The sequence below is a fragment of the Legionella lytica genome, assembly GCF_023921225.1.
Taxonomy (GTDB): domain Bacteria; phylum Pseudomonadota; class Gammaproteobacteria; order Legionellales; family Legionellaceae; genus Legionella; species Legionella lytica.
The window spans coordinates 78,767-92,334 of the sequence record NZ_CP071529.1 but is presented as its reverse complement, the minus strand read 5'-3'; the positions used below and the strand labels follow the sequence as shown (position 1 = coordinate 92,334).

The window sequence follows — 13,568 nt, the reverse complement described above, 5'->3', positions numbered from 1 at the left end:
TACAGTTAACTATAAATATATAAAGTGTAATAGAGCAACAAATCTGATGTATAATAACGTCCGTTTTAATGCATACAAAAATAACCCGTGGCGCGACTAAAAATACTTTCCAGTGACGATATTAATAAATTATACAAATTACCCGCCTTGGAGGATAAAGACCGATCGTTTGTATTTGAGCTAGATGAGGAAGATAAGGAGTATCTCAACTCTTTTGATAATATCCCTAAAAAAATCAATTACATTTTGCAAGTTAGTTTCTTTAGGATTTCGCAATATTTTTTTAATTTTACGTTTCAAGGACTCAGGAAAGACACCTGGTATGTTATTAAAACTTATTTTCCTTGCGAGAAATTTCCAAAAAAACAAGTGAATAAACGGCATCATTATGACAACCGTAATGCCATTTTAAAAAAATATGGCATGTCAATTTATTCGAGCAAAAATAAGGCTATAGCTATCGGGTACGCCAAGGAGTTAATAAAGCAACATGCCGTACCCAAATATGTATTTAATTCCCTGATAGAGTACTTCCATCAGCATAAAATAGTCAGGCCATCCTACACCACCTTACAAGAAGTGGTTTCTAAAGCTTTGAACCATGAAAAAAATAGATTAAGCAATAAGATATATACCCTAACTGACAAACCGTTCAGAGAATTATTGGCAAACTTTCTCGAAAAAGATGAGTTATTTTATCAATTGACTGCTGTGAAAAAAGATCAAAAGGATTTTACAACTGGAGAGATTAATACCTCCATAAAAAACCATCAATTTTTGTCCGCTCTTTATCAAAGATCCACCGAAATCATTAAAGAACTGGGTATTTCAGAACAAAACATTCTGCATTATGCTGATTTAGCTGTGTACCATACCTGTTACGGTTTGCGGGCTATGAAACAAAAAAACTTATCTCGACTATATCTCATGTGCTACGCTCACCAACGCTATTTAAAAATCAGCGATCACTTGGTTGCCAGTTTTATTTATAAAATGAATTATTACACAGGTGAAGCGGAGTCTTACCAGGCACAGGCCATTTGTGATGCTAAAAACGAAGACAAAGACCAACGTCATGCAGCCGCTGCAATATTATCACTCGTAAACAATAAAAAGGTGGCGGATTCTGAAATACGGAAAAAAGCATATGAGATTATGCCAGAAGAGAAATTCCAACAGTTCATACAAAAAATTAAAAAACCAAATTTTACTCCCGAGTTTTATCGTTGGGAATACTACAGTGATGCAGCATCGACCATTAAGTTAAATACCCGAGCCGCATTTAAAGCTCTGGATTTTCATAGTAAAAATAAGGCGTTAAATGCTGCTATAGTTTTCTTAAAAAGCCACTATAACTCTAATAAGTCATTCAGCACTTACCAATTTAAAGACATACCCCTTGAATTCATACCCAAAGTGCTTCAGCGCTACGTGATTAAAAAGGTTCGATTGGATAAAAATAATAAAAAGGTAAAAACCATTGACCCTGACAGGTATGAGGTGATGCTTTATCTTCAAATTGAAAAGAGCCTAAAAACAGGTTCAGTTACCATTTATAATAGTTTATCTTACCGCTCATTAAATGATGAGCTACACCCCAAACAGGATTGGGATGAAAATAAACATTCAATCATTAAAAGCCTTGAGAATAAACTGTTGGCAACGGATATAAACGATATCCTTAAACAGCTTACTGATCGATTATTCCTGCGCTATAAAGAAATAAACGATAAAATTGCATCAGGTCAAAACAACAAAATTAAGCTCAAACACAACAAAAATGGAGAGGTTATTCGCTGGCAGTTACCTTATAAAAAATCAGACGATGGTGTTAATAATCCTTTTTATGAGAATTTACCCCTCACAAGTATCGGGAAAATCATACAGTTTGGTAATAACCATACCGGATTTATGAAAAAATTTACTCATATCTTGCCAATAGGCAGTAAAAAACAAGCTGATGAAGCGGCATTATCGGCCTGTCTTGTTGCAAAAGGTACTGGAATTGATATTGATAAAATGAAAGACATTAGCGATGTTAAAGAACATGACCTAAAGTCAACTTATGCTGATTTTATTCGCCATATGACCTTAACACAAGCAAGTGATGTAGTAATGAGTTGTGTAAAGGAATTGCCAATATTTGAAAAATATACCCTGGCTGATTATGGAATCCATGCAAGCATTGATGGACAGAAATTAGAAACCAAATTCAATTCTATTATGGCAAGGTTCTCAACAAAATATTTTGGATTTGGCCAGGGAGTATCTGCTTATACATTGTCCGCAAACTGGCTGCCCCTATGCACAAAAATTATTGGAGCAAATGAGCACGAAAGCCATTATCTGTTTGATATGCTCAATAGCAACACTAGCGATATTGAAGTTGCAGCGGTATCAGGGGACATGCACAGTATAAACCGAGTTAATTTCATCATATTGTTCCTTTTTGGCTACCGTTTTATGCCTCGGTTTACTCAATTAGATAAAAAAGCAAGTTCAAACCTGGTCAGTTTTGATGAGCCTAAGCTTTATGAAGGAATGCTTATAAAACCAAGTAAAAAAGTGAACGTTAAATTAATTATTAAAGAATGGGATAATATTCTAAGAATAATGGCAACACTTGGACTTAAAAAGAGTAGCCAAAGTACTATTGTAAAAAAACTATCATCTTATCAATCTAATGATACTCTGAGAGCGCTGATTGAATTAGATCAAATCATCATGACCTTGTATGTGCTTGATTATATTGACGATGAAGGTATGCGTAAAACGGTTCATCGTTCATTGAACCGAGGAGAGTCTTACCACCAAATAAGATCGGCAATAGCTAAGATAAGTAGCAGAAAATTGGTTGGAAGAACAGAAATTGAACTTACTATTAATAATGAATGCGCTCGTTTACTGGCTAACTGTATTATTTTTTACAATGCTTCGCTTCTTTCTGGACTTTATGAACATTATAAAAAGGACAAAGCGGAGGACAAGTGGTTGAAAATTATTCGATTATCTCCCGTGGCATGGCAACATATCAATTTGATTGGAAAATATGAATTTTATAGTGACAGAGAACTCCCTAATTTACATGAGGTTATACAAAATTTGATATCCAATGAAAAAATCGATTTATTGGCTACAACTTAGGCTGGTAAAGGGCTATAAGGGCATGCTGGGAAATTTCGTACCTTCCTGCAAAGAACCCCAAATAGAAAAAGAGCAACGTACTCTTATAATGAGTACAATACTGAAACATTGTGAAAAAGCACAGCAGCCCAAAAACTTTGAAGAAGATGCACAAAAACACCATAATAAGCGCAAGGCTTCGAATAACATTGCCTTTTTAGCTTGCGAGATGATTCCATCTCTAACTTCCTCCTTAAACTCAAAAGAACGGCTTGCCTTATTTGAGAAGCTTAATACATCTCTCTTTCAAAAGTTTCTTTCATCAATCCTCCTATTTCCTAATTTTCTGAATCTAAGCCATCCGAAAAACGCGGATCTAGAACCATTACAATCCTTGGAAGAAGAACATCAATGCTACATTTACTACCTTATTTCATTTATTAATACCCCCCAACAAACAAGATCCTTTCATGAAATTCTATATTACCGTGCAACACCAACACATGCTTTGACTGCGTTAAATTCCTGGATGCTGCAATGCCTGCAAGAACAACCTGAATCGCTGCTGTTTGTTAATCAAGTCATTCATGAGGCTTCAAAAGAAGAAAACACTAAAGAATTTCACATGTTGCAACAATTAATCAATTTGTATTGCATTAAAGAAAGCCCCTCAAGGGAGGCTCAGCAGGCAAGGAATGTGATTTTAACTTGATTAAATATGTTTAACTGTTTTGATACAATATTTTTGACTGGGGAATAATTTCAGCCCAACCCAATATTGACGAAAAACTTATTTAAATATTTGGTAATGTGCATGAGTTGCATAAGCTAACATTTCTGCATCGCCAGAGCTGTCACCATAGGCATAAATTATGCGGGGCTCATTTCCGATGAGCTCTAAAACACGATTTAATTTCTCTGCACCATTACAACTTTGCCCATGAATTGTACCGCTCGCAACGTTCTGAGTATCAAAGTGGATTTGCGTGGAAACAATCGCATTAAAACCATTAATTTTAGCCCAATAATCAATATAAACGTTAAACGCCGCCGTAGCTAAGATACAATAATGGCCTTGGTCTTGGTGCCATTTTAACCGTTCCAGCGCAGTGTTTTTTACCAAAGAAGGGAGCATTTGATCAGAAAAGTGCTCGCCTGCTTGGTATAAATGTTCACGCTTCAGCCCTTTAAAGAAGGTGTTGGCAATGATGTTATTTAATTGATCCAGTCCACTAAAATGGCAATGATAACTAATCAAAGATGGGAGTCTGAAAAGCAGTTTTGGTAAAAAAAAGTGCCCACTAATGAATTTTAAAAAGGGAGTTGTGGTACTTTTTTTGGTGATTGTACCGTCAAAGTCAAACAATGCAATTGTTTGATTATCATTGATTTTTTCTGACATCTTAAGTCCAAAATAAATCTTGTTGGCTCATATCAAGTATAGCGTGAATAAGAACATTTTTAATGTGATCTATAATTAATCATATTGAGCATTGAATGCCCTTTTCATCTTTAATCATGTGAGTTTTAATATGTCTGAAAATAATTTATTAAACATTGTTTTTCATTATGCGCAAACCCAACCTCAAAAAATAGCCTTAAAGTTTTTGGAGTCTGATTATCAAACCAGTCAGGAGTTATCATACGAACAACTAGGTGAGCGAGTTCAATCTTTAGCAAAAAAATTAGTGGTATTACAAGCGAAGAGCAATCAAACTATGCAAAAACCAATATTGCTGTTGTTTGATTCCAGTATTAATTATATTGTATCTTTCCTCTCCGTATTGCATTCAGGCAATATTGCGGTTACCGCTTATCCTCCACGTCAAGTGCGACATTTACAACGTTTATTCAAAATTATTACTGATTCGTCTGCACAATTGATTCTTACTACCAGTGCGGTAAAAGACTATTGTGACGAAAATAAATTTGAATTTCCCGAAGGGACTACATTAATTTGCGTGGATAGCTTAGAGCAAAAACCGGCTGACTTAAATATCGTTTTACCCAAAGTTGATTCAGAGCACATTGCCTTTTTACAATATACCTCAGGCTCTACAGGTTCACCGAAAGGGGTGGTAGTAACTCATAAAAATATTTGTGCCAATCTTGAGCTTTTAGAAAAATATTTAGGGCATGAATCGGTAAGTATATGCGTTTCATGGCTTCCTATATTTCACGATATGGGATTAATTGGCAATACTTTATTACCTTTATACACTGGTGGAACCTGTGTATTTATGGCACCGTTTACCTTCTTAAAGCGTCCATTTTTTTGGCTGGATACCATGAGTAAGGAGCGGGGAACTTATTCAATGGCCCCCAATTTTTCTTATGACTTGGCGCTTAAAGCATTAACCTCCAAAAAATCTGCCGTAGAACTTGATTTTTCACACCTGCGTTGTGCGGTTAATGGTGCTGAACCAATTAAACCGGAGACTATACGACACTTTGAGCAGACACTTGCGCCTTATAACCTTCAAAAAGGCACAATGAAACCTGGTTATGGTATGGCAGAAACCACTCTTTGTATTTCTGTTGGGATGTCCAAAGAGCGCATGTCGCGGATTGACAAAACCGATTTGGAAAAAGGGATTGTAACACCGACACCGACTAATAATAAGCCAGGCACCTTTGTCGAGTTAGTCAGTTGCGGGCCTGTGCCAGAAGAGTATTTGGCCCGAATTGTCGATCCGAATAGCTTACAGGTGCTTCCTGTGAATACCGTTGGTGAATTGTGGGTTCAGGGTGATTCAGTTGCTTCTGGTTATTATAAAAATCCGGAAAAGACTAACGAAATATTTGGGGCATTTACTGCGGATACTCACGAAGGCCCATTTTTAAGAACAGGGGATTTGGCTTTTCTGGATGATAAGGGGCATTTAACGATTTGTGGACGAGTAAAAGATTTAATTATTATTAATGGACGCAACATTTATCCTCAGGATATAGAAGCTATTTGCTATCAAACTGACCGTGCTCTCATGCCTCATTGCGCTGCAGCCTTTTCCATAACTCAAGATTCAGGAGAGGCTTGCGTGCTGGTTGCTGAAGCTAAAGCTGGACTTGGCGATGCTAAATATCGAGAGGTTATTGCAAAAATCAAGAAAGCCGTTCTTGAGACAACCGATGTTGGTTTATTCGATATTGTATTGATATATCCACAAAAAATATTAAAAACCAGTAGTGGGAAAATTCAACGTAATGCATGTAAACAAGCCTATCTAAACGATGAGTTTCCGCGGCTGGCATGGATGGGACAGCATACAGAACAAGTTGAAAATACCTCAACAATACATATAGATGAAATAGAGAATAAGCTGGTTCTCTGGCTGAAGGAATGGATTGCGATGCAGACGGATACTCCTATTGATGCAATTGAAGTGAATGGAGCTTTTTCTGAATACGGACTTACGTCAATTCAATTAGTAACGATGATGAGTGAATTGGAAAAAGTCGTTGAGCGGCCTCTTGATCCATGGTTGGCTTGGGAATGTCCCAATATTCATAGTTTATGCGCGCATTTAACCCATCAAGCGTCTAATACACACCATATCGAATCCAAAGACTACGAAGCCATTGCCATTATTGGGATGGATTGTCGCCTTCCTGGTAAAAATTATCAGGATATTAATGGCCATGATGAGTTTTGGCAGAGTTTGTTAAAAGAAGAGGACAGCATTGAACCCATTCCTACATCGCATTGGGATAATCGATTGTATTTTGATGTCAAACCTGATGCTAAGGGAAAAATGTATTCTGGCAAAGGAGGATTTTTAAATGATGTAAAATGCTTTGACGCAAAATTTTTCAATATTTCTCCTCGTGAGGCAGAATACCTTGATCCGCAACAGCGTTTGGCATTAACTACCACCTGGCATGCCTTGGAAGATGCAGGTTTAGTTGAAAGCGATTTGAAAGGTACGCACACCGGTGTTTATCTCGGTATTAGTACCCATGATTACGACCAATTAATTCAAAAACAAGTCCCCCTCACCGAATTAGGAACTTATCAGGCGACAGGTACCAGTTTTGCTACCTCTGCTGGTCGCATTGCTTATTTCTTAGGAACAAATGGCCCGTGTATGGCCATTGATACAGCGTGCTCTTCTTCTTTAGTCTGTATCCATCAGGCAAGTCGCGCATTACAAGCAGGGGATTGTGAATTAGCGATTGCTGGCGGTGTAAATTTAATTCTATCACCTGAAAGCAGCATTATTTTTTGTAAAAGCGGCATGCTGTCACCTCATAATCTTTGCAGTACTTTTGATATCAGTGCGGATGGTTATGTACGGGGAGAGGGATGCGGTATTGTAGTACTAAAAAAACTAAGTGATGCATTACGTGATGGGGACCGCATTCATGCAGTGATTTACGGTAGTGCCGTGAATCAGGATGGAGCCAGTAACGGTTTGACTGCCCCTAATTTGGCTGCTCAAGTGGATGTAATAACTACCGCATTAAATTTAGCTCATTTAAAACCAGAGCAAATCACTCATATTGAAGCCCATGGTACTGGTACTGAATTAGGCGATCCAATTGAATGGGAGGGAATTCGTCGCAGTTACGCTCAAGAGCGTACTAATCCATTGTACGTTAGCTCAGTAAAAACACGTCTTGGTCATCTTGAAGCTGCTGCAGGTGTTGCAGGCTTCATTAAAACCGTATTGGCAATTAAATACGGGCAAATTCCTGCGCATTTAAATCTGCATCAGTTGAATCCTAAATTGCATCTACATGATGCCATGTCTATTCCACTGCATTGCACACCCTGGAAGGAGGAGGAGCGTTATGCGGGGATTAGTGCCTTTGGTTTTAGCGGTACTAATGCGCATATCATTTTAGGCAATACCCCAACGGCGGAGCCTAAAAAAGAACAGATTAATCATCCCGAACATTTATGGGTTGTTAGCGCCAAAGAACCAAAAATTTTGCAGCAATATCTACAAAATTACCGTACTTATGGTGAACAGAATTCTGCAATTCATTTTCCTTCGTTCTGTCATCAATCGCTGACTCAAAGAACACATTTTCCTTATCGGGCTTTTATTAGTGCAAAAGATCAATCAAGTTGGCTGTCAGCTTTACAGCAGGAGCAGTGGCATGAAGGGAGCATTGCAAAAAGCAACCAGTTAGCCTGGTTATTTACGGGGCAGGGCTGTCTGCTGCCCAATGTAGCGACGTCTTTATATCAGACGATTCCTGAGTTTGCTGCGGTCTTGGAGCAATGTTGTGTTATTGCGCAAAAGTGGCTTCCTTATGATTTACGCGCCATGTTATTAAATACCCCAGAGGACGTGGATATTAATAATACTTTATATGCTCAACCGACTTTATTTGTTTATGAATATAGCTTGGCACAATGGTACCTACATTTAGGGTTAAAACCCAACGTGTTGCTGGGGCATAGCCTGGGAGAATATGTTGCTGCCTGCATTGCGGGGATATTAACTCTTCATGACGCCCTATATTTAGTGTGTAAACGTGCCGTGCTAATTTCTTCCTTACCTATTTCTGGAGGAATGTTAGCGATTAATGCTTCAGCATCTGAAGTAGAGCAGTTTATTTCTCGTTTTGACGATTTGGTGATTTCTTTAAAAAATGGCCCAGCACAAACGGTAGTTTCAGGAACAGATGCTGCAATTTTAGCCTGTGAAAATTATTGTGAGGGGCATGGAATTCGATGTAAAAAAGTGGCAACCTCTCATGCGTTCCACTCTCCGCTCATGAAACCAATTGTTGATGAATTCGCCAAAATTGCTGCTGAAGTTAGTTATCACCCAGCCAAAATGGCCGTTGTTTCTAATGTGACTGGCGAATTAATGTACGATGGACAAATTACTGCGGAATATTGGTGTGCACACATGCTACAAACCGTGGAGTTCTTGCAAGGAATTCATACTTTGGTGGCCCATGAAGTGGAGTTATGTCAAGAAATAGGGCCCAAACCTATTTTAGTAGCTCAAGCACAAATGGTGCATGATTTTGTCATTGTACCGTCAGTGAGTGAACCAGAAAATCCCTGGCCTGGAATTATGGAAACATTAGGAACCTTCTATTTAAGAGGGGTTGATATCAAATGGCAACAACTGAATAAGCATGCATCTTTTGTCCATGAAGAATTACTTAAATACCCCTTTGGTGGTAAAGAATATTGGCTTCCAAAAAATGGAGCGTTTAGTTCCCCCAATAATGAGATGTGGAAGACGTATTTATATCGTGAACAATGGTTAAAAGTAGATCCTCATTTGCCTTTGATTAGCCTAAAAGATGAGCATGTACTTTTGAGTGGTACTACATTAGTCGAGCCTAACTCCCTATTTTTGTGTAAGACGATGAGTTTCCTTCCTGCGAAAAAGGTAGTGGATCGTTCTCATGAGAATATCTTACAGCAAGCAAACTGGATTGTTTATTTTTGCCAGTCTGAGCCTGAACAGCTGATCTCTGAGACAACTTCGTTTACCCATTTTGTCCAATACCTAGTGCAGCACTACCCGGATAAGCCAGTTCTATTGCTCGCAGAGAATGATTCTTTGGTTGCTCCTTCTCTATTGGCGTTACTGAAATCAGTAAAACAAGAATACCCACTATGGCCTGTGCATTATTTAGAATTTAATTTAAATGATACAGATAATAATCCAATGCAATTTATTGGCAGTAAGGACGCAAATTATTGGGCTTTACGCAAGGAGCAAGAACTATTTTATCGTCAGGATATTAGTCCTGTTGAAGCAGAACATATTGACGGTGAACGAATGATTAGCGCCGACTATTCATATCTTGTTACCGGGGCAGGTGGTGATGTGGGCCAAGCACTCATTGAATCATTATCTGCGTTAGGAGCTCGGCATATTATTGCAATTGGACGCAAAGAGCAGGACCCAACCTGGAGTGAAAAACTAGTACAGCAACAAATTAAAGGCGTTAAAATTAAATATTACTCATGTAATATCGCAGATTACGAAGAGCTGTTGCAATTGCTAGAGAAAATTCCTGATGATTTTCCACCTTTAGGCATGATTGTTCATGCGGCGGGAGTTGCACATGACAAACCGTGGCAGGAAACTACAAAAGAGGATATTCAAGAGATACTAGGTGCCAAAGCGATTGGAGCCTGGAATTTGCATCAAGTATCCCTGAGCCATCCACTAAAAGCTTTTATTACCATTTCTTCGCTTAGTGCGGTATTAGGCAATCAAGGACAGGCAGCATATGCTACAGCCAATGCATTTTTGCACGCATTAAGTACGTATCGCCACCAAAAAAATCTACCCGCACAATCATTAATTTTAGGGCCAGTTAAAAACACCGGCTTATTTAAACGTAATGAGTTGCAATTAACTTCTTATTTAGCTGAAAAGGGGATTACTCCATTGCTAAGATCAGAATTACAACTGATTTTTCAACAGCAGATTAATGAGCCTAATTTAATCGTGAATCATTTCTCAAGGGAGCCATCACTGATTGTTGCTCCCCTAACCGCATTAACTGATGAGACATCAGATGATTCTGTGAATGCTCGGGATCATAAATTGTGTACGGCAGAAAAAATCCTACAGATAGTGGAAGAAGTTCTAAAACTGTCTTCAGGAGAACTTTCAGTTACCGATAATTGGTTTGAGTTTGGCATGGACTCCATTATGGCAACTCAACTTATCTATAAAATTAATCATCGCTATCCTAATACTCGCATTTCAGCACCGGATGTGTTTAACCATGCTTCTGCACAAGAGTTGGCGCTAAAACTAAACGAGCAATCTAAAGATAGCGAGCAAGATAAAAGCGTAGTTCATACTGCTGTTTATAAAAGTAGAAGTACGTTTCCTTTGTCCTTACAACAGCAGGAAATTTGGAATTTCATCCAAAATTCCCCTCAAAGTTTGGCCTATCAGGTACCAATGGAACTTGCAATTACGGGTAAATTATCAGTAGAAAAATTGCAGCAAGCTGTGACCTTTGTGTTGAAGCGTCATGATATTTTACGTTGCAGTTTTCATGAAATTGTACACCAGGTCAATCAGCATGTGCATGATGATTGTGCGCTTACTCTAGAGTTATTTGATAATTATGACGAACAACAGGTTACTGACTTTTTTAATATGCCTTTTAATCTGAGTAAAGCCCCCTTACTCAGAACCTGTCTAATCCGAGATGGAAATGATCATTATCGCTGGCTGCTTGTTTTCCACCATTTAATTTGTGATGGGAATACGGCGACATCCTTTATAAAAGAAGTAATTGCTCATTATGAAAATGAGCAATTTGAGGATGAAGTAGTCAACTACAGCGATTATGTTAGTTGGCAATGGGATCAGGTTTTAAATCGTTTTGATGAAGAAATTGAAACTTTTTGGTCACAGCAATTACAAGGGGTTTCGATAGACGTTCCTTTAGCGACTGAGACAAAGCTTCCCCAAGAAGCTGGAGTGATTCGTGCAAATATACCCCTTACCGACATGAATTCATCTTTAGCACTAATTGAACAGAATAAACTTTCATTGAGTAACTACATTTTAGCAAATCTGTTTACTATGTTGTTCGATAAGTTTAAACAGGATAAGCAGGGTATCATCGTATTTTTCTCGGGTAGAGAAAATGGCGATTTTGCTACAGTTTTTGGCGATACGTCGAATGATGTTCTGCTAGTTGGTGCTCGTGATACCAATATCTTTAGTTTCGCGGAGCGATTACAACAACAAATATTTTCCTTACATGAAAAACAATATTTTCATATCCCTGTATTCAAGGAACTAGGCCTGGCTACACCTATGATTTCATTTGACTTCCAAAGGAGTAGTGACTTAAACATTAATACACACTTACAAATCAAAGCACTAAAAAGTGGCAATATACAAAATCATTTATGGGGCGATGAGCCACGTTTATTGTCGTTTAAAGTTTTATTAAAAGCACAAAGCCTAGAGCTAAGCTTGAAATATCGACGTGATAGGATAGATGAATCATTAGCTAATACTTTATTAGATGACTGGGTGAATACCTTAAAAACTCAGGAGCAAAATAATACTCATTTTGTTAAGGAGAAACCCTTGGCGTTGTATGATGCTTCAGTAATGCAAAGCAATTTATGGCCTTTATTTAAAGGACATCCTGATAGAACTCCATATTATGTTCCGGTATTCAAAGAGGTCGATGGCGTTTTGGAAATTGATCGCCTTAATCAAGCAATCAATAAGGTGGTTAGTGATACACCCGCACTACAAGTGTTTTTTATTGAGGAGAACGGGACGCTTAAATGGAACTTTAATCCTAAAGCAAATACAGAAGTGTGCGTGATCAACGAGAAAAATCTTTGTCAAACCATAGGCGGCCTGCTTGTTGACCCAATTGATATAACACAAGCACCTTTATTTAGGTGTTATTTAGTTCATTGTGAGGACCATGAGAAATCAATTTTATTAATTCGTTTTCATCATATAATTGCGGATGGTGTAGGTGCAGAATTATTTTTTAAGAAGCTGGAAGATGTATATCTTGCGAAAAACCATACCTCAGAGATCCATCTGCAGAAAAATAATTATCTGCATGATCATCATCAAGAAGCGATGCTGTATGAGAGTAATAAGGCAGAATATAATCGCTACTATAGTGAAATGAATCAGCAGTTGGAATCACTGCATTTCAATAAGTCACCCCAAACAGTAAATTATGTTGGCGGGGTAGTTTATAAACTATTACCTCAAGAAGATTCAGAAAGGGTACATGGGTTTTGCCGACGACATAATATTTCCCTGTATGCGTTTTATTTCCATGTCTTTTGTCTTGCTTTAGCTGAGATAAATAAGCACAATAAAATTTATATTAGCATGGTGAAATCTAATCGAGGTCGATTAAATGATCCAGAAATGATTGGATATTATGCGGATAGTATTCCTTTTCTTTTTGAAGTCAAAACAGACAGCGGAACAACCCAAGCGCTGAAAAATACCCAGATGCAGGTACTCCAGTTGATTGAGCGTTTTCAATATCCTTTACGTGGAGAAGATGCTGAACATTCTAAATACCTGCAACCGCAATTTATTTTTAATCAATACAATCTGGAGCCCTCACGCGGTTTACTTTCTTGCGCCGATTATTTGATTGAGAATTTAATTAATCTCAGCGGAAATAAGGTAGGACTATGGAATTATAATCGTCCTGAACAGTTTAATTTATTGATTCGCAGTAGTCATGTAAATCACATGATGGGGTTGGTTTATGACCAGACTTTATCAACTGAAGCCGAGGCTGAATTAGTACTAAAATATTTTAAAGAAAAGATCTTAAGTTTTCTTTAAGTGATGTTGTCAAATAAAAGATGGGCTCTTCTGGCATCGTCAAGTTATGATGCCAGAAAAGTCCAAAAGATTTCAGCACCCAGACTGGTCAATAGCTATTCGTTCATATAAAAAATAAATGTTTTCTTTCAATCAGTTACGTAGTTCTGT

The 13,568-nt window shown here is 37.9% G+C and carries 4 protein-coding genes; 3 read left to right on the top strand and 1 reads right to left on the bottom strand.

Going from position 1 to position 13,568, the window contains the following annotated elements; genetic code table 11:
* Nucleotides 1-87: 87 nt before the first annotated feature.
* Together J2N86_RS15860 and J2N86_RS15855 are read left to right on the top strand one after the other, a co-directional pair.
* On the top strand, nt 88-3,144 hold the full coding sequence (locus tag J2N86_RS15860) for a Tn3 family transposase (RefSeq protein WP_252582741.1): 3,057 nt from the start codon (nt 88-90) through the stop codon (nt 3,142-3,144).
* Complete coding sequence (locus J2N86_RS15855) at nt 3,113-3,835, top strand: hypothetical protein (protein ID WP_252582742.1); 723 nt, start codon at nt 3,113-3,115, stop codon at nt 3,833-3,835. The genes J2N86_RS15860 and J2N86_RS15855 overlap by 32 nt, the downstream gene beginning before the upstream one ends.
* Before the next feature lie 78 nt (nt 3,836-3,913).
* Here the strand turns inward: J2N86_RS15855 and J2N86_RS15850 are convergent, their stop codons facing one another.
* Nucleotides 3,914-4,525, bottom strand: coding sequence for an HAD-IB family hydrolase (locus J2N86_RS15850; protein ID WP_252582743.1), 612 nt, complete (start codon nt 4,523-4,525; stop codon nt 3,914-3,916).
* Nucleotides 4,526-4,655: 130 nt separating this feature from the next.
* Here J2N86_RS15850 and J2N86_RS15845 point away from each other — a divergent pair, with 130 nt between their 5' ends.
* Nucleotides 4,656-13,418 (top strand): type I polyketide synthase, encoded by an 8,763-nt coding sequence (locus J2N86_RS15845; protein ID WP_252582744.1) that lies wholly within the window; start codon nt 4,656-4,658, stop codon nt 13,416-13,418.
* Nucleotides 13,419-13,568: the final 150 nt, after the last annotated feature.

Excerpts from the sequence above, each read along its gene's own strand:
- J2N86_RS15845 (WP_252582744.1), top strand. The coding sequence starts at position 4,656 with ATGTCTGAAAATAATTTATTAAACATTGTTTTTCATTATGCGCAAACC.
- J2N86_RS15850 (WP_252582743.1), bottom strand. The coding sequence starts at position 4,525 with ATGTCAGAAAAAATCAATGATAATCAAACAATTGCATTGTTTGACTTT.
- J2N86_RS15855 (WP_252582742.1), top strand. The coding sequence starts at position 3,113 with ATGAAAAAATCGATTTATTGGCTACAACTTAGGCTGGTAAAGGGCTAT.